16 protein-coding genes are annotated in these 21,988 nt (G+C 74.7%); 4 read left to right on the forward strand and 12 right to left on the reverse strand.

Annotated elements, in window-relative coordinates; all coding sequences use genetic code 11:
• Positions 1-14 precede the first annotated feature (14 nt).
• The 4 genes from TU30_RS09285 to TU30_RS09300 all read right to left on the reverse strand — a co-directional run bounded on the left by TU30_RS09285 (position 15) and on the right by TU30_RS09300 (position 7,156).
• A complete protein-coding gene (locus tag TU30_RS09285) occupies positions 15-1,364 on the reverse strand; it encodes a serine hydrolase (RefSeq protein WP_042166992.1) in 1,350 nt (449 codons plus the stop codon).
• 91 nt (positions 1,365-1,455) lie between these two features.
• Positions 1,456-1,653 (reverse strand): hypothetical protein, encoded by a 198-nt coding sequence (locus TU30_RS09290; protein WP_042166995.1) that lies wholly within the window; start codon positions 1,651-1,653, stop codon positions 1,456-1,458.
• A gap of 825 nt (positions 1,654-2,478) precedes the next feature.
• On the reverse strand, positions 2,479-3,231 hold the full coding sequence (locus tag TU30_RS09295; protein ID WP_042166997.1) for a thioesterase II family protein: 753 nt from the start codon (positions 3,229-3,231) through the stop codon (positions 2,479-2,481).
• Between the two features lie 826 nt (positions 3,232-4,057).
• Entirely contained in the window at positions 4,058-7,156 is a 3,099-nt protein-coding gene (locus tag TU30_RS09300; RefSeq protein WP_042167008.1) for a glycosyl hydrolase, read from the reverse strand.
• Positions 7,157-7,872: 716 nt separating this feature from the next.
• Here TU30_RS09300 and rpmF point away from each other — a divergent pair.
• The 3 genes from rpmF (at position 7,873) to TU30_RS09315 (ending at position 9,953) form a co-directional block, all read left to right on the forward strand.
• Positions 7,873-8,043 carry a 50S ribosomal protein L32 gene (gene rpmF, locus TU30_RS09305; RefSeq protein WP_042167010.1) on the forward strand — a complete coding sequence of 57 codons (171 nt, stop codon included), beginning with the start codon at positions 7,873-7,875 and terminating at the stop codon, positions 8,041-8,043.
• Positions 8,044-8,048: 5 nt separating this feature from the next.
• Complete coding sequence (locus TU30_RS09310; protein ID WP_042167013.1) at positions 8,049-9,218, forward strand: GTP-binding protein; 1,170 nt, start codon at positions 8,049-8,051, stop codon at positions 9,216-9,218.
• A 282-nt stretch (positions 9,219-9,500) separates the two neighbouring features.
• Positions 9,501-9,953 (forward strand): Fur family transcriptional regulator, encoded by a 453-nt coding sequence (locus TU30_RS09315; RefSeq protein ID WP_042167016.1) that lies wholly within the window; start codon positions 9,501-9,503, stop codon positions 9,951-9,953.
• 69 nt (positions 9,954-10,022) lie between these two features.
• Here TU30_RS09315 and TU30_RS09320 read toward each other — a convergent pair whose 3' ends face one another.
• The gene (locus TU30_RS09320) at positions 10,023-11,126 is read right to left on the reverse strand and encodes a saccharopine dehydrogenase NADP-binding domain-containing protein (protein WP_042167018.1); all 1,104 of its coding nucleotides are present in this window, start codon (positions 11,124-11,126) and stop codon (positions 10,023-10,025) included.
• Between the two features lie 78 nt (positions 11,127-11,204).
• On the opposite strand from TU30_RS09320, the gene TU30_RS09325 reads away from it, so the two are divergent.
• Positions 11,205-12,128: an NAD(P)/FAD-dependent oxidoreductase gene (locus TU30_RS09325; RefSeq protein WP_042167021.1), complete on the forward strand. Its 924-nt coding sequence runs from the start codon at positions 11,205-11,207 to the stop codon at positions 12,126-12,128.
• 44 nt (positions 12,129-12,172) lie between these two features.
• Here the strand turns inward: TU30_RS09325 and TU30_RS09330 are convergent, their stop codons facing one another.
• From TU30_RS09330 to TU30_RS09360, 7 genes are read right to left on the reverse strand one after another with little or no spacing between them, the layout of a single operon-like run.
• On the reverse strand, positions 12,173-14,194 hold the full coding sequence (locus tag TU30_RS09330; RefSeq protein WP_199816835.1) for a condensation domain-containing protein: 2,022 nt from the start codon (positions 14,192-14,194) through the stop codon (positions 12,173-12,175).
• The gene (locus TU30_RS09335) at positions 14,191-15,615 is read right to left on the reverse strand and encodes a class I SAM-dependent methyltransferase (protein WP_042167025.1); all 1,425 of its coding nucleotides are present in this window, start codon (positions 15,613-15,615) and stop codon (positions 14,191-14,193) included. The genes TU30_RS09330 and TU30_RS09335 overlap by 4 nt, the downstream gene beginning before the upstream one ends.
• Complete coding sequence (locus TU30_RS09340; RefSeq protein ID WP_199816836.1) at positions 15,612-16,991, reverse strand: hypothetical protein; 1,380 nt, start codon at positions 16,989-16,991, stop codon at positions 15,612-15,614. The genes TU30_RS09335 and TU30_RS09340 overlap by 4 nt, the downstream gene beginning before the upstream one ends.
• Positions 16,969-18,594 carry an ABC transporter ATP-binding protein gene (locus TU30_RS09345; RefSeq protein WP_042167027.1) on the reverse strand — a complete coding sequence of 542 codons (1,626 nt, stop codon included), beginning with the start codon at positions 18,592-18,594 and terminating at the stop codon, positions 16,969-16,971. Before TU30_RS09345 ends, TU30_RS09340 begins: the two co-directional genes overlap by 23 nt.
• Positions 18,591-19,412 carry an ABC transporter permease gene (locus TU30_RS09350; protein WP_199816837.1) on the reverse strand — a complete coding sequence of 274 codons (822 nt, stop codon included), beginning with the start codon at positions 19,410-19,412 and terminating at the stop codon, positions 18,591-18,593. The genes TU30_RS09345 and TU30_RS09350 overlap by 4 nt, the downstream gene beginning before the upstream one ends.
• Positions 19,409-20,389 (reverse strand): ABC transporter permease, encoded by a 981-nt coding sequence (locus TU30_RS09355; RefSeq protein ID WP_199816838.1) that lies wholly within the window; start codon positions 20,387-20,389, stop codon positions 19,409-19,411. The genes TU30_RS09350 and TU30_RS09355 overlap by 4 nt, the downstream gene beginning before the upstream one ends.
• A complete protein-coding gene (locus TU30_RS09360; protein WP_042167028.1) occupies positions 20,386-21,960 on the reverse strand; it encodes an ABC transporter substrate-binding protein in 1,575 nt (524 codons plus the stop codon). The genes TU30_RS09355 and TU30_RS09360 overlap by 4 nt, the downstream gene beginning before the upstream one ends.
• Between the last annotated feature and the right edge of the window lie 28 nt (positions 21,961-21,988).

The raw sequence follows: 21,988 nt of genomic DNA on the forward strand, positions 1-21,988 counted from the left end.
TGACGCGGGCGCGGTCAGACGGTGCCGGTGCGGCGCGCGGTGCGTCCGGATATCTGCAGGCGGTCGATGGCCCCGGTGGCGGGGTCGCGGTGGAAGCGGCCGCCGGGCTCGTGCCGGCCGGTGGCCGGATCCACCAGATCGCAGGCCAGGTCCGGGTAGCACACCAGCGGGATGGGGCAGTCGCCGTCGACGGACAGGGTCGGCGCGCCGTCCCCGTCGAGCTTGACGGCGTACTCGGTGCCGCCGTTGCGGTAGGTGCCGGCGCATTCCGGCAGCGGTACGGCAAGGCCGCGACGGGCGGTGGCCGGGGCGGCCGGCACGCGTATGCCGGTGATCCGGTCGAGGTCGGCGGCGAGGTCCCGCCACAGGGCGGTGGCACCGCCGGCGTTTCCGGTGAAGGCGACGACGACGCCGCTGTCCGGCTCGGCCCTCAGATGGCAGGAGGTGCCCTGGGCGTTCCCGTCGTGGCCGCACCACACGCGACCGTCCTGCTGGAAGAGGGCGAGGCCCAGGCCCCAGGAGTCCGCCAGGGCGCCGGGGTCGGCGGCCGGTTCGGGACGGCGCATCCGGGCGGCGACGGAGGCGGGCAGGGCGGTGGACCGGCCGGTGACGGCCCTCCCCAGGGCCACCAGGTCCTCGGCGCTCGCCAGCAGGGCTCCGGCCGGAGCCTCCACCGGGGCGAGGTTCTGGTGGGCCGGGCGCACCAGACCCGTGGCCGTGTTGAGGGCGTGACCGGTGGCGACCGGCCGCTCGGGGGTGGTGTCGCCGAGAAAGGCGGGGACAATGCCCAGGGGTTCGAGGAGGAGCGCTCGCAGCGCTTCCTGCCAGGTCATGCCCGTCACTTCGGACACGAGCCGGCCGGCGGCGACGTAGCCGGCGTTGGAATAGGAGAAACCGGTTCCCGGCGGGAACAGGGCGTTCTGCGCGGTGCAGACCGCCGAGAGGTAGCGCGTGGCGGTGGTGCCGGCGGCGCTGTCGGAGTCGGGGCCGGTGGGCAGGCCGGCGGTGTGACTGAGCAGGTGACGCACGGTCACCTGGGGCCATAACCTCAGTTCGGGCAGCAGTCGGGCGGCGGGCTCGTCGAGGTCGAGGTCTCCGTCGTCGGCGAGGAGCAGCACGGCGGCGGCCGTGCCGGGCTTGGTGACGGAGCCCAGGGGTACGGCCGTGTCCGCGGTGAACGGCGCGCCCGTCAGGGCGTCGGCCGTGCCGGTGCGCACGCTGAGGGTGTACGTGCCGGTGTGGACGGCCAGTTGGGCGCCGGGCACGCGGTGGGCGCGCGCGAGGGAGTCGAGGCGGCTCTGCACCTCCTGGCGCAGCGGGGACGACGGCCGGCCGGCGGCCGGAGCGGCGGTGGGGTACGGCATGAGAAGGGGACTCCTGGTGAGAGCGGGTGCGGGGAGAGAACGCGGCCGGCCCGCGGGTGAGCGGTGCGGGAGCTGCGCGCGTCGACGCGCGTCACACTCCGGTGACGGCGGTCGGCGGGTGGTGTACGCCGGCAATGACGGCCGGGTTCTGGTACGCGACGTCGTCACGGGTGGGGACCGCGAGGACGGGGAAACGTTCCATCGGCATATGCGGTGCGGCCTGCGCTGTCAGCCGGGCCGGTGGCGCGCCGAAGGCGCTTTCGGCCCCGGACGGTTGTGCGCTGGTCACCGTTCCTCCTTGGGTGAGGACGCGCCGGTCCGGCGGTGGGTCGCCGACGGCGCTGTGGGTTCTCCGGGCGGGCGGCCGTGGCCCGTCGGCCGTGGCCGCCACGAGCGTGGCCACGGGGCGGGGCACCGTGCGGCAGCCCCTTCTCACGGAATGCGCGTGGCCGCCGGGGACGTCAGCAGACGCGGGGACGGGTTCCGTACGCCGGGGCGGAGGTTCCGAGCGGTGCGGACGCCCGCCGTACGGCCGGCGGGCCCACGCGCCGGCGGCCGGATGGCACACGCCTCGGACACAAAGCAGACATCACTACATCCCCCAGTGATTTTCCTGCGCAGCGGCTCCGCGCAGAGCTCTCCTGCCCCATGATTGAGCGCTTTGCACGCCCAAAAGGCGCTTCGGCACGATCCGTCCGGGACGAACGCGCTCACAGTTTTCACGTCGTGTCACCGGATGGCAACCCCCCGAAACTGAGGGGGAGATGGCTGGCAAGTAACTCAGCGTCAAGGGCGGGTGTCCCCTCGCTGCGCACTCAAACCCCTTGCGTGAAAGGAGAATTGGCTTTCCTCTCGGCGCTTGGGCCACGACCGCGGCCACCTGCACCGTCCGCCCCGGACGCGCGGACGCCCGCCCGTGGGTTTCGGCCAGATCCGGCGACGGCACGTCCGAACGGCGGTTCGGATCGGCCCTCTTGGCCGGCGCACGGTACGGGGGACGATCCGGCGCGCGGGGGGAGCGACCGGCACTGACGGTCACCATGTGTGCGCGGGCGTACACCCACGAGGTCGCAGCAGTACCGCGAGCCCCCGCGCCCCGCGAACGAGCGGCCCGTCACGGCCCGTCGGCGCCGGCGCACCGGGTGACGAGCCGCACGACCGTGTCCGGATGGTCCGTCAGGAAGAAGTGTTCCCCGGGGAGGATTTCCAGCCGGAAACCGCCCGTGGTGTGACTTTTCCAGGCCGCGGCCTGCTCCGGCGCGACCTGCGGGTCCCGGTCCCCGGTCAGACAGAGGACGGGCGTGTCCACCACGGCGTCGGGAACCGGCCGGTACCGGGCGACCGCCCGGTAGTCATTGCGCAGGACGGGCAGGAACAGGTCCATGAGGTCCGGGTTGCGGACGATCGCCGGGTCGGTGCCGCCGAGGCCGGCAAGGTGGTCGAGGATCTCCTGGTCGGAGTCGGGAGCGGGGACCTCGCGCGGTGCCGACGGGGCGGACCGGCCGGAAACGACGAGACGACAGCGCGCCGTCAACCGGTCGCGTCCGAGCCGGAGCACCGACTCGAAGGCGACGGACGCCCCCATGCTGTGGCCGACGAGTACGAGCGGCACGGGCTCCGCCGTCCATCGCCGCAGGGAGGGCGCCAGCCGGTCGGCGAGCCCTTCCACCGTCGCCACGAACGGCTCGCCGAAGCGTTCCTGCCGCCCGGGGTACTGAACGGCCGCGACGTCGTACCCCGCGGGGAACCGCCGCGCGAACGGCGCGTAGAACGAGGCGGCACCACCGGCGTGCGGAAAGAAGAGCACGCGCGCGCGAGGTGGCACGGCGCCGCGCAGTGGCCTGATCCAGGGGTCCTTGTCCTCCATCGGCGTTTCCCGCCCTCCTTTCCTGTGGCCGGGGTCGGGCGCCCGGCCGGCCCGGTGTGGCCACCGCCGACCGTACGGCGCCCGGGCACCGGCCGTCGACGGCACCTCACGGGGCGCGACCGCCGGGCGCCCTGCGGTGGTGTCGTCGGGCAGGAAGAACCCGCCCGCCTTGCGCAGCGCAGGATGCGGCCCCGTTCCCCCTTCGTCGTGCGGAAGAACGCGGCGAGGACGTCGGAGCGGACGTGGCGGCGGTCGCCGGGCATCCGGTTGTTCCTGCTGGAGAAGAAACACAACCGGGAGTCGCTCGCCGAGACGCCGAGGTGTCTCCGGGACCGCCGGGAGGTCCGGGGCACGTCCTGGGGGTGGGCCGGCCGACGGCCGGGCCGTAGTGAGCAGCGCGGGCGGGGCACTGGCGGCAGAGTGCCCTTGCCCTGCCCACCGCCCTGTCCGGGCAGTCCGCCGGGCGCACTCCGCCCACACCGTCTTGCCGCCCGGGCGGCGGGGCTCGCAGCCCCAGGCGCCGGCGAGCGGGGCGACGAGGGGCAGGCCCCGTCCGGATTCGTCGCCGCTGTCGGCATCGGCGGCCAAGGGCGGGACCGGATCTGACCTGCCACGCCCGGGGCCGTGGTGCTCAGGCCTCCTGGCCCCCGGTGGCCTCACGGTTTCGGTCCGTGCCGTCGGGGCGCGTTCCGGCCGGGTGTACGGCAGGCTCTGCGTCACCCCGGGGACGGGCCTGCGGGAGCACGGCGCGGGGCCGGGTGTCGGGTGTTCGGTGCCCGGCCCCGCTCCGGTGGGAGGTCCCACCGGAGCGGGGCCGGGCACCTGATCAGGTGAACGGGATGGTGAGGACGGAGTCCGTGCCCACCCGGAGGGTGGACGGACCGTTGCCCAGCGCGTTCCAGACCTCCACGCGGACGGTGCCGCCGTTCAGGTCGCCCGGGGTGCCCGAGGCGGAGTGCAGCCCCTGCCGGGCGGAGGAGTACTCCTCCCAGCCGGGGACCGGATCGGTGGCGAAGTAGCGGAACGTTTCGACGCGGTCGAACGTGCCGTCACCGGTCAGGTCGTACGACACCCGGGCCTGCTGGGCGTGCCCGACAAAGGTGCCGGCGTCCGTCTTGAGGGTGAAGGCCGTGCCGGAGCCCGGCTTCAGGGTGCCCTTGACGTTCTTCACCTCGTAGACGAGCGGGTTCTTCGGCGTTCCGTCGTTGTTCGTGCCGCCGGCGGACGGGACGGTGTCGAAGGAGCCCGTCGTGGCCGCCCGGGTGGCGAGTTCGCCGCCCGACCGCAGGTAGAAGGTGTCGCCCGTGACCTGCGGCGGAGGAGCGTCACCTGTGGTGGTGACGGTCACGGTGCCGCTCGCCGGACCGACCTGGCCCGCGGTGTCGCGGGCCTTGACGCCGTAGGTGTGCTCGGTGCCGGGGGCCAGCCCGGTGTCGGTGTGCGTGGTCCCGGTGACCGTGGCGACCTTCGTGCCGTCGCGGAGGACGTCGTAGTCCTTGACGCCCTTGTCGTCGGTCGCCGCGTCCCAGGTCAGCTTGACGGAGGTGTCGGTGACGTCGCTCGCGACCGGGGTGCCGGGCGCGGTGGGCCTGTCGTCGGCCGGGGGCGGCTCCTGCCCGCCGCCGTCCGCGGCGCCGCAGAGCGTCCCGAGCCGGGTGTCGTCGCCCGCTCCGGACGCGGCCGACTTCGCCGGGACGTTCAGCACGCCGCCGTCGGAGAACAGCACCGAGCACCGCTCGGCTCCGTAGTTGTGCGCGGCGTACGTCGTGGTGCCGTTCTTGTCGAAGGCGACGGCCGTGGGCGTGTTGGCCGTGACGGTCATGTCCGGCGCACCGATGGAGTTCATCGTGGAGACCCAGTGGTAGGTGTGGGCCTTCGTCTCGCCCTCCTCGGGGACGTAGCCGCCGTTCTCCCGGTCCCAGGCCGCCATGGCCCCGGCCGGGTCGTACAGCGCCTGGACCTGCCAGAAGATGTCGCGCCACTCGACGGCCGGACCGCCGTTCTCCCTCTGCATCTCGGCCACGCTGCGGCGGAGCATGTCCTTCTCCCTGGCCAGGTGCAGCGAACCACCGGTCACGGGGAGGAAGTTGATGCCGTGGATCTCCTCGGGGTTGGCGGTCCACCAGGTGGAGTAGGCGCCGCCGCTGCCCCAGACCATGCCGACGACGTCGTGGGTGAAGTCCTCCGGGTAGACCTGCTGGTCGGCGTCGAACCAGTACTGCGCGATCGACTCCGACTCGGTCATCATCATGTAGACGCCCTGGTCGCGCAGCGCCTCGTCCCCCATGGCCGAGCCCCACATGATCAGGCCGGCGCTCAGGTTGATCGACTCCGAGGACGACTCCTGGTTGTTGCCGGCGGCGAAGGCCTCGTGGCCGGCGGCCCAGCTGTGGCCGGCGTAGACGTCGAAGCCGCGCAGGAACGGGTACTCGGTGTCGTCCCTGGCCGGGTTGGCGGCGTCCTTGATGAGTTCTTCGACCATGCCGCCCCACTCGGAGTCGGCGGCCCACCGCGGGTCGTACTGCGCCACGGTCGCCGCCGCCATCACGTAGTACGAGTAGTGGAAGTGGTGGTCGTTCAGCTCCTGGTCGCTGCCGTAGGAGGCCGGGTAGCCGATGAGGGTGCGCCAGTCCTTGTCGTAGGAGAACTCGGACGGGCCGCCGACGGTGAACCACTCCTCCATGCGGGCCTTGATGAGCTGGAGGAGCCTGTCGCGGCTCGCCGTCTCACCGATCTGCTCGGCGATCGGCACGAGCTGGGCGAGCTTGCCCAGCGCCTTGCCGGTCCAGTAGGTGTCGGTGGCACCGCTGAACGGATCGTCCTGCGCCAGTACGGCGTCGATGTAGGTCCTGAGCTTCGCCTCGTCGACGCCCGGGGCGCCCGGCAGCCCCGGCAGGACCCCGTTCACCTTCTGCGTGGTGGTGAACGACGTGCCCTCGCGGACCTTCATCTCGCCGCGCGACGAGACGTACCTGTGGTCGGTCAGCGGGTCGGAGGTGTGCAGCCACTGGTGGCGGTAGAGCGCCTGGAGGGTGCCGGTCTCCTCGCCCTGCTTCGCCTCGGTGGTCAGCGTGTAGGTCGCCTCGACCTCGCCCTCGCCCTCCCGGTAGTCCCAGTCCACCTCGGAGCCGGTCACGAAGCTGAAGGCGTACTTCTCGTAGTCGGCGAGCGCCTCCCGGTCGGGGAGGACCGCCAGGGAGAAGTAGTCCTCGGCCCCGAGGTCGGCACGGATCTCGTTGCCGGAGACGGTCCAGTCGCTGCCGCTCGGGGCGAACAGCGCGTAGTGGTGGCCCGAGATGGTGACGCCGAGGACGTCGCCCCGGTCGGCGAAGACGGTCGGCGGGGCCGCGGCGCTGATCTGTGCCGCGCCGCCGGTGCCCTCCGCGTACACGTACGGCAGGCCGTGGCCGATGGTCGCCCGCAGGGTGCGCGCGCCGTCGTTCCAGTACGGGGTGACGGTCCAGTCGCTCCACCCGTCCGCCTTGGCGTCCGGGGAGTCGAGGCCCGCCAGGCCGAGGGTCAGGTCGGCCTGGTGCGGCAGCTCGTACTGGCGGCCGTCGCCCACGATCCGGTGGGTGGTCGGGTAGCCGACCTCCAGACCGCCGGACACCGCCTTGTAGGTGAGGGGGTGTCCGTACATGTTCTCCGACCAGGGGTTGCCGGCGAACCGCTGGAAGACCAGCGAGGACCACCAGTCGTTGGTCGGTACCGGCTTGTCCGCCATGGCGGGCGTGACCTTGGGCTCGACGGGCCGGCCGTCGCTGTTGGTCGGGCCCTTGCTCCCGGCCGGACGCCCGTCGCTGTAGCTCCCCTTGCCCACCTCGATGGTGGCGGCGGAGGCTACACCGCCGCCGACGGTGGCCGCCAGCCCCGTGGCGGCCAGGGCGGCCGCCGACAGTAGCGCCAGACGTCTACGGAATCTCATGGGCGACCTTTCTGAGAGCGCTCTCAGGACGCGGTCAACGTAGGCTCGCGGCAACGGGCGGTCAATACTTCAAGCAAGGATCCGTTCGGTCGGGCGGGTGAGAGCCGGGGCGCCCTGACGGCCGGCCCGGTGACCGCCTCCGTGGTCACCCCGCGGTCCTGGCCCGGAGGGCCTCGGCCTGAGCGCGGGCCCCCGGCGGACCCTGACGAGCGCGCTGCCGCGTCCGCGTCCGGCCTGGAGCCCGCGGGTCCGGTTCCGCACCGGCACCGGACGCGGGCAGCTCGTTGCGGGCCCGTGGGCCGCAAACGACCCCGCCCTCGACCGCGACAGCCGTGCCCGGACAAGCCGGGAAGCAGCCGGTACTCGCCGTCACGACCGGCGGGATCCCTCACCGGCGGGGCCGCACGCCTCGAGGGAGCACGCTCTTCCCGAGCGGGAGTTCGCCTCCCGACGGAGCACCGGGCAGCCGCCGGTGCGCGACCGGCTGCCCGCCTCCTGCCGCGCCGGGGGCGGGACGGGGTGCCTCGGCGCGAGGGAGGCGCACGGCCCTCCGGAGGCGGACGACTATCACACATGAAAACCGTTGTCGTATGCTGTCGGTGCCTCCCCGGTGCGGTGTCGTGGCCGACGACCTCCGACCCGGTCGAGCCAGTCCCCCCTGCCCGTCGGCGGCGCGCAGCGCGCCGTACGACCGTCCCGACCGAGAGGAACCGCTCGTGGCCGTGCCCAAGCGCAAGATGTCCCGCAGCAACACCCGTCACCGCCGCGCCCAGTGGAAGGCGAGCACCCCGAATCTGGTGCCGGTCACGGTGGACGGTGCGACCCACCGGGTACCCCAGCACCTCGTGCCCGCCTACCGGCGCGGCCTGCTGCGTCCGGAGGACTGACACCGATGCCCACGCGGCACCTGCCCGTCACCGTGCTGTCGGGCTTCCTCGGCGCCGGCAAGACGACGCTCCTCAACCACGTCCTCACCAACCGCGAGGGCCTGCGCGTCGCCGTGATCGTCAACGACATGAGCGAGGTCAACATCGACGCCGCCCTCGTGCGCGGGGGCGAGGCGGCGCTCTCCCGCACCGAGGAACGCCTGGTGGAGATGACCAACGGCTGCATCTGCTGCACGCTGCGGGACGACCTGCTGGAGGAGGTCGCCCGGCTCGCCCGGGAGGGCCGCTTCGACTACCTGCTCATCGAATCGAGCGGCATCTCCGAGCCGATGCCCGTGGCGGCCACCTTCGCCTTCGCCCGCGACGACGGAGCCACCCTGGACGATGTGGCCCGGCTGGACACCATGGTCACCGTCGTGGACGCCGCCACCTTCCTCGCCGAACTGGGGACCGGGGACGACCTCGCCGAACGGGGGCTCGCCCCCTACGAGGACGACGAGCGCACCGTGAGCGACCTGCTGATCGACCAGGTCGAGTTCGCCGACGTGCTCGTGCTCAACAAGCTGGACCTGGTCGGCGAAGCCGACGCCGACCGGGTGCGCGGGGTGCTGGCGCGGCTGAACCCGACGGCCCGTCTGATTCCCGCGGTGCACGGCCGGGTCGGTGTCCACGACGTGCTGGACACCGGACGGTTCGACCTGGAGCGCGCGCAGCAGGCGCCGGGCTGGGTCCAGGAGCTCAACGGCGACCACGTTCCGGAGACCGAGGAGTACGGCATCTCCTCCCTGGTCTTCCGGTCCTCCGCCCCGTTCCATCCCGGACGCCTGTGGACCTTCGTCACCGAGGACCTGGACAGCGGAGCGTACGGTCAGGTGCTGCGTTCCAAGGGCTTCTTCACACTCGCCGGCCGCGAGGGTGTGACCGGCCTGTGGTCGCAGGCCGGGACCGTGGCCCGCTTCGAGCCGTCCGGGGTCAGGGACGCGGACGCGCCCCACGCCCAGGAGCTGGTGTTCATCGGGGTCGGCCTGCGGGAGCCGGGGCTGCGCGCCGCCCTCGCCGCATGCCTGACGGCCGACGGCGAACAGGTGCCCGCCGACGACCCCTTTCCCGCGTGGGACACCGGAGGGATCTGCGAGCTCGAGCACGACCACAGGGACCGGGCAGCGGCCCTCTGACGCCTGTGGCGAAAACGGCGTCGTCGCCCGGAGGGCTGCCGCACGCCGTCGTGGGGTCCCCCTGGTCGCGCGAAGCCGTGAGTTCGGGAGGGCGGGCACCCGGGTACGCCCGGAAGTCCTCGCACCGGACGCACCCGGGCCTTCGGGCGGTGCGGCGGGGGACGCACGCCGGGCGCAGCGCGGCAGGCGCCACGGCCGCGAGGACCCCGGCCGGATCAACCGGGCCGTCCGGGCACTCGGAGTGCGCCCGGACGGCCCCCAGACGCGACGGGAGACGCACTCGTGCACGGAACGGTCCCCGGTGAGTGGCGCACCACCCCGCAACGGGCCGCGGTCCTCGGGGCCCTGCGCGCCGGTGACGTTTTCGTCTCGGCGCAGACCCTGCACGCCGCCCTGGTCACGGACGGCGCGGCGGTGGGGCTGAGCACCGTCTACCGCACGCTCCGGTTACTGGAGGCGGCCGGACACGTCGACGTGGTGCGTGACAGTGACGGCGAACGCCTCTACCGGCCCAGGCCGGACGACGGCCACCGCCACTACCTCGTCTGCCGGGAGTGCGGGCTCAGCCTGGCGGTCGACTCCGAGGAGGTCGAGCAGTGGGTGGCGAGGGTCGCCCGTGACATCGGGTTCCACGCGGTGGACCACACGGTCGAACTCACGGGGGTGTGCGGCGGTTGCCGCCCCGGGCCGGCGAGCGCAGGACCGGCTCCTGACCGGCCGGTGGTGCACGGGTGATCCGCGGAACCGCCTGCCCGTCGGCGCGCCCCCGGTCCGTCCACCGGCCGGGGGCGCGCCGACGGCCCCTCACCGTGTCGTGAGTTCCGCCGCGCCGTCGGCCGCCAGGTCCTCGGCGACGCGCAGGGGGTCGAGCACGTCCGCGGCGAAGTGCACACCGGGAGCGATCTCGCCGTCGAGCGCCCGGAGAGCGGCCGCGGCGGCGAGGAACCCGCTCAGCTCGTAGGAGTCCTCGGCGCGCAGGACGAGCCTCGTGGTGGGCGGGCCGTCCGCCACTCCGTCCCAGAGGTGGAACTCCTGTCCGTACCAGGCCCCGTGGCGCCGCACGTCCTCGTCGGCCGCCGCGACCAGGTCGGCGGTCTCCGTGCTGTCCAGCGCCCATGCCATGGCCAGTTCCTCGGCCAGGCGCCCGCCGCCGAAGACGGTGTACCAGCGCACCCGGCCGATGCCCGTGGCGCGGGCCAGCCGGACGGCCTCGGTGGACAGGAAGGGGAAGGCGTCGACGGCTGCGGGGAAGGCGTCGAGCCGCACGCCCCGGCGGGGCGCCAGCGCGCGCTCCCGCGGCCGGCCCTCCTGCCAGGCGGCCGCCGGCGTGCCGTGCTCCGGTCCCCGGCCGAGCAGCACGTCACCGGCGGCGGCCGGGGTGAGCGGCGCGACACCCCCGACGTAGGCGTCCAGCGCGACGGCGCCGGTGGCGCGGGCGGCCAGTGCGCGGGGCAGCAGCGACGACAGGCCCGGCAGCGCGCCGGCGGACAGCACGGCCGCGCGTCCGGCCGCCGCCCACCGCCCGGTGCCCCCGTCGGCCGACAGCAGGTGGTGGACCGGGTCGTCACCGGCCGCGTCGACGTAGTCCGCGCCGCCCCGCAGCGCGGCCCGCGCGACCGTGTCGAGGACACGGTACGAGGGGCCCGCGCAGTTGACGACGAGCCGGCAGCCCGCCGCGAAGCGGTCCAGCGAACGGGGGTCGGTCAGGTCGACGGCCAGCGCGCTCACGTCCGGGCCGTCCTCCGGGAGGCCGGCGATCAGCGCTTCCGCCCGGCCCCGATCGCGGCCGGCCACCAGCAGCGGGTGGACACCAGCCCGGTGGAGCCGTCGTACGACCGCGCTGCCGACTGCTCCGTAACCGCCTATGACGCCGACGGCCGCCAGGTGTCGCGCCGGTATTCCCGCCATGTCCCACCGATCCTCTTGATGAAAATGATAATTATTATCGTAGTCATTATTTACTGTGCCGAGAAGGAAGTGACGACGATGTTCGACGTGATCGTGGTGGGCGCGGGACCCGCCGGTCTCAACGCGGCGCTGGTGTCCGGGCGGCAGCGCAGGCAGGTCCTCCTGCTGGACTCGGGCCGCCCCCGCAACGCGGCCGCGGCCCGGATGCACATGTTCCTCAGCCGTGACGGCTTCCCGCCCGCCGAACTGCGCCGCATAGGCCGGGAACAGCTCACCGCCTACCCGAACGTGACCGTACGTGAGGCCACCGTCACCGCCGCCGCGCCCGAGCCGCAGGGGTTCGCCCTGACGCTGGCCGACGGCACCGTGGAGCGGACCCGGAAACTGGTCCTCGCCACGGGGCAGGTCGACGTGCTCGACGAGCAGGTGGAGGGACTGCCCGCGTTGTTCGGCCGGGGGGTGTACCACTGCCCGTTCTGCCACGGCTGGGAGACCAGCGGGATGAGCCTGGCCGTCCTGGGGCACGAACTGCCGCAGGTCATGCAGGCCCTGTACCTCGCCGACCGCTTCAGTCCCGACGTGATCGTGTGCACCAACGGGCATCCGGTGCCCGAGCAGGCCGCGGGCAGGCTCGCCGACGCCGGGATCGCCGTGGAGGAGACGGCCGTGGCCCGCGTCGAGGGCGAGGAGGGCGCCGTCCGCCTGGTCCTCGCCGACGGGCGGGTGCTCGAGCGGCAGGGCGTCTACCATCGGGCGCCCACCCGCCAGCACTCCCCGCTGGCCGAGGAGTTGGGGTGCCGGATACTGCCGGACGGCTGCGTGCGGGTGGACGGGTTCCAGCGCACGTCCGTGCCCGGTGTGTACGCGGCCGGCGACACCGCCCGGCTGGAGGCGCTGCCGGACGCCCTCACCTTCGTGATCACCGGTGCCGCCGACGGCGCCCGTGCCGCGGTCTGGCTCGACCAGGAGCTCTTCCGCGAGGACGCCGAACTGGGCGGCTGACACCGGGGTGCGGCGGGGGCGGATCCGCCCCCGCCGCACCTTCGTCACCGGTCGTCCGGCTCACGCAGGGCGGCGGCGAGTCCGGCCACCGTGGGCTGCCGGAGGAAACGGCGGGGCGCCACCCGCCCCAGTCCCTCCCGCGCGAGCGACCCGAGCATCCGCATCGCGAGCAGCGAGTCGCCACCGAGCGCGAAGAAGTCGGCGGTGCGCTCGTCGACCGGGCAGTCCAGCAGCTTCTGCCAGTGCGCCGCGACGGCTCGTTCCGTGTCGTCCCCGGGCGGTCCCGGCTCCACCGCGCCGACCGCCGCCGCGGGGACGGACAGGCGCCGGCCGGGTGCCCGCCGGGCCGGCTCCGCCTGCTCGCCGTCGACCGCGTCGGGCAGTTCGACCACGGCGGACCAGCCGTCCGGCTCGACCAGTGATTCCACGGTGGCCATGAGATCGCCGAACATCCGGTCGACGTCCTCTGCCGCGAACAGCTCCTCCACCAGCGAGAAGACGACCACCAGCTCACCGCGCAGCTCGAACAGCCGTACCTCCAGGGCCACCTGGGGAGTCCGCAGCTGCTGGTGGTGGCTCAGCAGGTCGATCACGCCCAGCGGTCCGGCCTCCTGGGGCACCTCACTGCCCAGCGCCGCGTCCACGCCCAGGGTGGACTGGAAGACGACCGGCGCCACCGGACGGTGGGTGCCCCGGCGGCGGCCCAGTTCGCGGGAGACCTCCACGCCGGTGATCAGGTTGTGGGCGAGGGCGTCACCGATGTCCTGCTGGGCACGGCCGGCGAGGTCGGCGAAGACGGGGGCCGCCGGCAGGTCGACCGGCAGGAGCATGGTGGAGGAGAAGGCCCCCACCAGGCGGGACACGTCGGGGTGGAGCGGAAGACGGTTCAACTGCAGGGTGTTGAGCAGGAAACGGCGGTGACCGCAGGCCCGGGCGACGGCGGCCGTGAACGCGGCGAACATCGCGGCGGACGGGGTCACACCGTGCCCGGTGCACAAGCGGCGCAGCCGCGACCAGCGCTCCGGATCGAGCACCGCCTGCCGGGTGCCCATCAGCGTGGGGCGCACCTCCCCGGCGTCGGCCACCAGCGGCAGCGCGGGCGGCAGCGGGAAGCCGTCGAGGCGGTCCCACCACCAGTCGCGGTCCTGCTGCCACGCCTCGGTGCCGGGCAGGTCCCGCAGGGTCGTCACGTAGTCGCCGTAGTCGATGTCCAGCGGCGCGAGAACGGCGTTGTAGTCGGAGACCAGGGCGAACAGGTCGCGGTAGAAGACGCCCGAGGACCAGCCGTCGATGATCAGCAGACTGGTCGAGGAGTGCAGCCGGGCGCGGTCGCCGGGCATCAGCGTCAGGCGCATGTCCAGACCGCAGCCCCGGGACGGGTCGGGACCCTCGGTGCTCATCTCGTGGCGTATCTCCGCGAGCCGGGCCGCGGCCGTCCCCTCGTCGGCGTCGCGCAGGTCGGTGACCCGGAGCTGCGGGACCGCCTGCGGATCGTCCAGGGGCAGGATGCGCTGCCGGCCGTCGGGCAGGACCCGGGCCCGCAGGACGGCCTGGTGCTCGGCCAGGCGTTCCAGGGCGTCCTGCAGCGCCTCGGGGGCCTCGTCGGCGTCGATGTCCTCCAGCCCGATGTCCACGTAGTGGTGTGCGGAGCGGTAGGACAGCTCCCAGGCGTCCTGCTGGCCCACGAAGTAGCCCTGCTGGAGCGGGAGGAGCGGGAACGGGGCCTCCGGGTCCTCGCGCCGGCGCAGGTCCAGGGGCAGCGGGCGCAGTGCGCCCGCTGCCGACCCGGTGCTGCGTTCGTGGACGAGGGCGGCGAGCTGGGCCGCGCTCTGCTCGACGCGGACGTCCGCCAGCGCCAGCGGTGTGCCCAGCCGTTTGCGGAGCATCGCGGCCATCCGGACGGCCAGGACGGAGTCGCCTCCCAGGCTCAGGAAGCTGGCGTCCGCCGGTACGGCGGCCAGGTCGGTCTCCAGGGCGTCGGCCCACACGGCGCGGACGGCGTCGACCAGATCGGCGGGGGCCGGCTGGACGGCGGCGGTGTGCCCGGGGGCGGGTGCTGAGGTCAACAGGGTTCTCCAGTCGGGGTGGTGGGGCGGATGACGTCGTCCACGGCATGGATCCGTGGCGGGGGGAGGGAAGGGGACAGGCGGTCGGCGAGTGCGGCGCGGACGCGGGCGGGATCCGGGCGGGCACCGTGGGACCTGACCCGGCCCGCGATGACACGCTGGCCCGCGGCCGCGGCGAGGGGATGCCCCTCGTGCGGCAGGACGGGCAGGGGGTCGAAGCCCGCCGCGTCCAGTTGCCGCGTCCACTCCCCGGCGGTGAGGAAGACCCGGTCCTGGCCGGCTCGCAGGTCCGTGAACCAGCCCTGTTCACCGGGCGCGGGTGACATCAGCAGGTACATGGAGGTGAGCGCCTGGTAGTGCTCCTGGCACGACTCGACCAGGACCAGCAGCCCGTCGGGCGCCAGCAGTTCCCGCAGGGCCGCCAGACAGCGTCCGGCGTGCCGTGCGTTGTGCAGGACGTTCGCCGCCAGGACGACGTCCCGGGATCCCGGCTCCAGGCCCTGCTCGAGCGGGTCGGCCTGGATGTCGAACAGGGCGTGGCGCAGGCCGGGGCGGTCGCCGAAGACGTCCCTGGCCGTCCGCAGGAAGAACGGGGAGACATCCGTGAACAGGTAGTCGACGGGCGTGCCGCCGAGCGCCTCCAGGACGGTGCCGGTGGTGCCGCCCACGCCGGCGCCCGCCTCCAGGACACGCAGGGGGGCCGGTGTCGTCCGGCGGCCGGCCTCATCGCCGATCAGGGACGCCGCGGCGTGGTTGGCCCACCGGCTGGGGACGCTGTCGCGGTAGTTGCCCTGCGCGGTGCTCGTCTCCCCGTCGGGGAAGAGGACCTCCTGCAGTGACGTGCGGTCCTGGAGCAGCAGCGTGAGCCGTTCGGCCGCGGCCCGGAAGAAGCGGGTCATGGCCGCCGGGTAGCCCAGGCCCCGGCAGGCGCCGTCCAGCTCGCGCAGCGCCCGGGCGTGGTCGCGGCGGTCCGGCACCGTGAGGGAGTGGTAGCGGCCCGTCGCCGCGTCCAGCCGGAGCCGGCCCTCCGCGGTCAGGGTGGCCAGCCAGCGCCGTACGATCCACGCGTGCCGGGGTGCGACCGCCAGGGCTTCGAGGATCTCGTCGGTGCCGCGCCGGCCGCCGTCGCGGAACAGCCGGGTCCGGTCGAGCACGCGGGCCGTCGTCAGCAGCGCCGTCTCGTCGAGCTGCCGCATCAGCGCGGGGAGGTCGGCCGGATCGGTACCGCGTACGGCGGTGTCACCGGCGTCCGCGGCCCGGCCCGCGGCGCGGGCGTCGTCGCGGCGGGGGCCGGTCGGCGGCCGCGTGTCCGGTGGCGGGCCCGCCACCAGCAGGGTGTCCTGCCCGCCGTCGCGCACCAGGTGCCAGTCCGTCACGCCCGGCAGCCCGGTGAGGATCTCGTCGGTGAGGGCCCCGTTCACGCGTGGCCGTCCTCGACGACGTCCACCACGGTGATCGCCGGCGGTGTCGTGTCCGGCTCGATCCGGCGCAGGTGGTCGCGCAGGACCTCGGGCAGGCGGCGCCGCACGAACAGGGGGAACGGCTCGTGGGCGGTCGGACCGGGGGGCGCCGGGGCGTCCGCGGCGGCGGGGGCGCAGTCCGCGGGAGCCGCCACGGCCAGCATGCGCGGGTCGGCAACGTCGAGCAGCACGGCGGCGTCCTCTCCCTCCAGGGCCTCGCGCAGGGCGTACGGGGTCACCGCCCCGGGCGCGTCGCGGAGAAGCGCGTTGGGGATCCCGTGGACGACGACGGGACCTTCGCCGAGCGCGTCGCACAGCGCTTCCCGGACGCCGCTCCCCCGGTGTCCGCCCCAGGACGCGCGGCGCACCTGCCGGGTGTCCGGGCCTCCGGTGGGCGGGCCGACGCGCAGGACGACGTCGTAGCGGTAGCGGGTGAGTTCGGTGTCCTCGGCCATGGTGCGGGCGTGCACACTCATGCGGACCGGCCGCGGCTGGGCCGCGACCGCCGCGGCGACGGCCGCGGGGGTGAAGGACAGTTCCTCGTCCGCCTCGGCGGCGGCCGCGGCCCTGGCGGCGACCGTCGTGTCGTCCGCCTCGGGGTCACGGGCCCGTTCCAGCCGCCCGAAGTGGTCGAGCAGCAGGCCGGAGTGCCGGATGTCCCCGACGATCACGGTGCCGCCGTCCTCGACGACGGACAGTGCCCCGTGCAGCACGGCCGTCAGGTAGGCCAGGTCGGGGAAGCACTGGGTGACCGAGTTGAGCAGCAGGCAGTCGGGGAGCGCGTCGGGGCCGAAGACGGCGTCCATGGTCTCCCGCACCCGGGAGGCCGCCGCCTCGTGGGCGGCGGCCCGGACGAACGCGGTGCGGGGCAGGCCGGCGCCGGTGAGGCGGTCCACCGCGACCTGGGCGACGTCGGTGCCGACGTATCCGTCCAGGTGCGGGTGCAGGCGGTGGGCGAGCAGACCGGTGCCGCAGCCGAGTTCCAGCAGCCGCGTCGGGCGCTGGGCCAGGACGAGGTCCACCGTGCGGTCCACCCAGTCGCGCATGTGGGCCTCGGGCAGCGGCGCTCCGGTGTCGGACGCCCGCCACCCGGACAGGTCCAGGTCGTCGGTGTGCCGCCCCTCGGCCGTCTCGTACACCCACTCGTAGACCTCGGCCCACTGTTCGAGGTGCTCGCGCAGCAGGGGGCCCGGCTCGGGTGAGGCGGCCACGGCGTCCGGATGCGGGACGGCCCGGACGCCGCCGTCGGGTGCGGGGCGTGCCCGGGCCACCCAGGGGTGGGCGGCCAGCAGGTCCGCGATCCGGCTGGTGTGTTCAGCCGTCGTGTCGTGGGACACCGGAGTACTCCGTTCTCTCGTCGGGGGGATGCCCGGAAGGCAGGGGCGCGGGGCAGGGGCGGCCGGGGGCCAGGCGGCGCCCGGTCAGGTGGAGGACGCGGTCGGCGCGGGCGGCCGTGTCCGCGTCGTGCGTGACGGTCAGGACGGCAAGGCCGTTCTCCCGCAGCCGGTCCAGCAGGTCGAGGACGCGTCGTGCCGAGTCCGGGTCCAGGCCCGCGGTGGGTTCGTCCAGCAGCAGCACGTCGGGCTCGGCGGCGAGCGCCCGGGCGAGGACGACCCGGCGGCGCTGGCCGCCGGAGAGCGCCACCGGTCTGCGGCCGGCCAGCCCGGCGGGCAGACCCACGGCTTCGAGGAGTTCCCGTACGCGTTCCCGCCCGGCCGCCGCGGTCGTGCCGTGGAACACCTTCAGCGGCCGGGCCACCGCCCGGCCGGCGGTGTGCGCCGGGTTGAGTTCCGCCACCGCGTCCTGTCCGGCCAGTTGGACGGCGCGCAGCGTCCGCCGGTCACGCGAGCGGGTCCCGGCGGGCAGCGGGTGTCCGTGCAGGAGCAGTTGTCCGTCCGCCGGTGGGCGGCGGCCCGCGAGGGCGTGCAGCAGGGTCGTCTTGCCGCTGCCCGACGGCCCCGTGACGGCCAGCCAGCCGCCCGCCGGAAGGTCCAGGTCGCCGGCGTCGAGCAGCGGTGTGCCGTCCGGAGTGAGCAGGGTCAGGCCCCGCGCCGACAGCACGGGGGCCGCAGACGGGGCGGGTCCCGCCGTGCGGGGCGGACGCCCGGCCCGTGGTGGCGCGGGATCGGTGGACGGGCGGAGCGGCTCCTTCCGGGGGGTGCGCGTCGTCCGTCCGCGTACGGCGGTCGCATGCGGCGTGTGCCGCGCGGCGGCGTCCGCGCGGGAGGCCGCCGTACCCGCGTCGGCGGCGAGCACCAGTGTCCGGTCGGCCAGTTCCGCGGCCAGCCGGGCATCGTGCGTGACCAGGACGACGCACCGGCCGGGGACCCCACGGAGGGAGTGCACCGCCTCGGTCACCAGCCCGGCCGTCGCGCGGTCCAGCGCCGAGGTCGGTTCGTCCAGGACCAGCAGCTCCGGCTCGGCACACAGGGCTCGGGCCAGGGCGACCCGTTGGGCCTGTCCGCCGGAGAGTTCCCCCGCCCGCCGGGAGGCGAGCCCCGGGTCGAGGCCCAGTCGGTCCATCAGGGCCTCGACCCGCCGGGCGCGGGCGGCGGCGTCACCGGTGAACTCCTCGCCGATCAGCCGGTCCACGCGCCACAGCGGATGGAGGGCCGCGCCGGGGTCCTGCGCCAGCCAGCCGCACCGGGCACGCCGCCACCGCCTGGCCGCCCGGCCCTGCGGCACCGTCGCACCGCGCCAGCGCACGGTGCCCGCCGCGCGGTGCAGTCCGTCCGGGAGGACGTCGAGCAGGGCCCGCAGCAGCGTGGACTTGCCGGCACCGGACGCGCCGGTGACGGCCAGCACCTCCCCCGGGCCGACGCGGAGGTCGACCGACGGCAGGACGGTGGCCCGGTCCGGGGCACGGCGAACGGTCAGGCCCTCGGCCGCCAGCAGCGGGGCACCGGGAGGAACGGACTCGTCGGGGACGCGGACCGTCATGCCGCCTCCCCCGGAGCCCGGGCGGCCGTCCGGGCCGCCGCGGCGAACACCCAGGCGCAGCCCGCCAGGGGAAGCGCGGGCGCCAGCAGCGCCCAGGGGTTGAGCACGGCGCCGGGCAGGTTCTCGCTGAGCATCAGGGCCCAGTCGGGGTCCGGGGGCTGGGGCCCCAGGCCGAGCACGGCGAGGGCCGCGGCGATCTGCAGTGCCGTGACGAGCCGGAGTCCGGCGTCGGCGGCGACCAGGCGGCGCAGGGCGGGCAGTACCTCGTGGAAGAGGACGGCGGGTGCGCGCTCGCCGCGCTCGACGGCGGCGTGCACGTGCCCGCTGTCACGCAGCTGCGCGCACTGCGTGCCGACGACCCGCGCGGTGAGCGGGGCTCCCGCGAGTACCGACGCCACGACGACCGCCGTCGCCCCCGGCAGGGCGGTGGCCAGGACCAGCGCCAGGACCAGGGCGGGGACGGCCAGCAGCACGTCGCACAGGGCCCGTACGGTGCGGGCGGTGCGGCCGCCCGACCAGCCCGCGGCCAGACCGAGGCCCGTGCCGCAGACGACGGCGGCGACCGCGGCGAGCAGGGACACCGTCAGGAGCTGGGTGCCCCCGGCCAGGACACGGGACAGCACGTCGCGTCCCAGGACGTCGGTGCCGAGCGGATGGCGTCCGCCGGGCGGTGTCCACGGGGCGGCGACCGTTCGCTCCGGTGGGTGCGCGGCGGCGTACCGGCCGAGCGGCACGCACACCAGCAGCGTGAGGGCCGCGGTCACGGACACCGGGGGGCGGACGGCTCCGGACAGGAGCGGCAAGGACCTGGCGGTCACACGGTCCTCCCCGCATCCGGCACCGACGGGCCGGTGTTCCCCGCGGGGCCCGGCACCGCGGTGCGGCGGTCGGCCAGGTCGGCCAGGAGCATGCCCAGCAGCAGGACGAGGGCCGGGAGGAGGGCCGCGGCCTGGATGACGGGCACGTCGCGCACCGCGACGGCGGACACCAGCAGCTGCCCGGTGCCCGGATAGCCGAACAGGGTCTCCGCCAGGGCGGTTCCCGCCACGAGGCCTCCGGTCAGCAGGGCCGTCACCTGGAGCGCCGGCGCGTACAGGAAGGGCAGGACGTGCCGGTGCAGCACGAGCGGGGCGGGCAGTCCGCGCAGGCGTGCGTCGGCGACGTGCGGGCGGCGCAGGGCGTCGCCCAGCGCCCCGCGCAGCAGGGCGGTGGCGAACGCGGCCGAGGGCAGTGCCAGGGTGAGGGCGGGCAGCACCAGGAGCCGGGGGTCCGCCAGGAGCGAGCCGCCCGGCGGCAGCAGGGACACGGGGGGCAGCCAGCCCAGCAGCCCCGCCAGGACCGCGCCGAGCACCGCCGCGTGGACCGGCTGTGGCACGGCGGCCAGCCCGGTGGCGGCCGAGCCGCCCCGGCCGCCGCGCAGGTACGTGACGGTCAGGGCGGTCGCGGTCAGCAGCACGGTGAGCGCCAGCGCCACCGCGACCAGGGCGGCGGTGGCGGGCAGCCGCTCGGCGAACAGCGTCGCCACCGGCCTGCCGCCCGCCAGTGAGCGTCCCAGGTCCCCCCGGGCCAGGCCGTACAGCCAGTCGAGGTAGCGCACCGCGGCCGGCCGGTCCAGCCCGAGACGCTCCCGCTCCGCCGCGACGTCCTCGCGGGTGGCCCTGCCCGTCGTCCTCAGCTCCCCGGCGTCGCCGGGGAGCAGTTCGGTGGCCGTGAAGACCACGGCCGTGGCGGCGACGGCCAGGACCACGGCCCGGCAGACCGGGCGCAGGGCACGGCCGACAGCGCGCAGCGTCACTTGGCCATCCACACCTGGTCGATGAACATGCGCTGGAAGCCGGGCCCGTCGGGCAGTCCGCGCACGCCGGGCGCGGCGAGGTCCAGGCCGTCGCCGGTGCCCCAGACGACGTAGCCGCCGTCCTTCCACAGTTCCCGCTGGATGCCGGAGAGCAGTTCCTCGCGCCGTGCCTCGTCCGCGGTCGACATGGCCCGGGCGAAGCCGTCGTCGAAGGCCTTGCTGCGCCAGGCGGTCTCGTTGGTCGGGGAGTCGGACAGCAGCCCGACGCGGACCAGGTCGGGGAAGGAGATGCCGCCGTAGTAGCCGGTGTAGAACGCCTTTTTGGCGTAGACGGCGGTCCAGTAGGTGTCCGCCGGCTCGACCTTCACCTCGGCGTCGACCCCGATGTCGGCGAGCTGCTGGGCGTAGAGGGTGGCGGCGGTGTCCATGCCGGGGTAGGAGGTGGTGGTGTGCAGGGTGACGGACAGTCCGTCGGCGTGACCCGCCTCGGCCAGCAGCTTCCTGGCCTTCGTCACGTCGCGGGCGCGCTGCGGCAGGTCGTCGGGGGCCGAGGGGTCGTAGGGGGTGGGGAGGTCGTTGGCGACCTTGCCGTAGCCGAGGAACACGGTGTCGACGAGGGCCTTGCGGTCGGCGGCGAGGCGGAACGCCTCACGGACCCTGGGATCGTCGAACGGCTCGGTGTCCAGGCGCATGACGAACGGGTACTCGGTGACTCCGTCGCGCCGGACGACCCGGGTCTTCGCCGAGGAGCCGGCGCTCTTGACCGCGGCGGGGCTGACGCTGCCGGCGACGTCGGCCTGCCCGGAGGCGACGGCGTCGGCACGTGCCTGGGGGTCGGCGACGGCCTGGATCTCGATCCTGTCCAGGTGCGGGCGCTCGCCCCACCACTTCTCGTTGCGGGTCAGGACGGTGCTCTGGGCGCCGGTCCGCTCCACCCGGTACGGACCCGAGCCGGTGACGGGGCGGGAGAAGTCCTTGGTGCCCTCCGGGACGACGAAGGTGACGGATTCCAGGGCCCGGGGCGCGTCGGCCATCGGGGCGCGGGTGGCCAGGACGACGGTGTGCTCGTCGGGGGCGGTGGACTTCGCCATGTCGAAGTCGGCGAGCCGGCCGTAGTTCTCGGCGGCCTTCCCGCCGATGCGCCGCAGGGAGTAGAGCACGTCGGCGGCGCTCACCGGCTCGCCGTCGGTGAAGCGGGCGTCCTCGCGCAGGGTGAGGGTCCAGCGGTCCATGGCGTCGTTGGGCTTCCACGACGTCGCGAGGCGCGGTCGGGTCCTCCCGTCCTCGCCGGGGACGGTCAGGACGTCGTAGGTCAGGGCGAAGCGCAGGACGTCGGACTCGTTGCCGAGGCCGCCGTGCGGGTCGTCGCCGGCGGTGGCGGGTGATCCGGCGACGGCGTAGCGCAGGGTGCCGCCGTCGACGGGGGCGCCCGTGGCGGATGCAGGGGTGTCGGTGGCGGAGGTGTCGGAGGTGTCGGAGCAGGCGCTCAGCAGCAGGGTGCCGACCGCCGCGAGGGCGGTGAGGGCGGATCTGCGGGACAGGGGGGTACGGGGCGACGGGTGCTGGTGCATGGGTGCTTTCCGCGAGAGGTTCGGATGT

It is taken from the genome of Streptomyces sp. NBRC 110035 (assembly GCF_000829695.1).
Classification (GTDB): domain Bacteria; phylum Actinomycetota; class Actinomycetes; order Streptomycetales; family Streptomycetaceae; genus Streptomyces.

What these genes read in the sequence shown, in the direction of transcription:
- TU30_RS09360 (WP_042167028.1), bottom strand. Translation starts at nt 21,960, where the DNA reads ATGCACCAGCACCCGTCGCCCCGTACCCCCCTGTCCCGCAGATCCGCC.
- TU30_RS09300 (WP_042167008.1), bottom strand. Translation starts at nt 7,156, where the DNA reads ATGAGATTCCGTAGACGTCTGGCGCTACTGTCGGCGGCCGCCCTGGCC.
- TU30_RS09295 (WP_042166997.1), bottom strand. Translation starts at nt 3,231, where the DNA reads ATGGAGGACAAGGACCCCTGGATCAGGCCACTGCGCGGCGCCGTGCCA.
- TU30_RS09345 (WP_042167027.1), bottom strand. Translation starts at nt 18,594, where the DNA reads ATGACGGTCCGCGTCCCCGACGAGTCCGTTCCTCCCGGTGCCCCGCTG.
- TU30_RS09310 (WP_042167013.1), top strand. Translation starts at nt 8,049, where the DNA reads ATGCCCACGCGGCACCTGCCCGTCACCGTGCTGTCGGGCTTCCTCGGC.
- TU30_RS09320 (WP_042167018.1), bottom strand. Translation starts at nt 11,126, where the DNA reads ATGGCGGGAATACCGGCGCGACACCTGGCGGCCGTCGGCGTCATAGGC.
- TU30_RS09325 (WP_042167021.1), top strand. Translation starts at nt 11,205, where the DNA reads ATGTTCGACGTGATCGTGGTGGGCGCGGGACCCGCCGGTCTCAACGCG.
- TU30_RS09285 (WP_042166992.1), bottom strand. Translation starts at nt 1,364, where the DNA reads ATGCCGTACCCCACCGCCGCTCCGGCCGCCGGCCGGCCGTCGTCCCCG.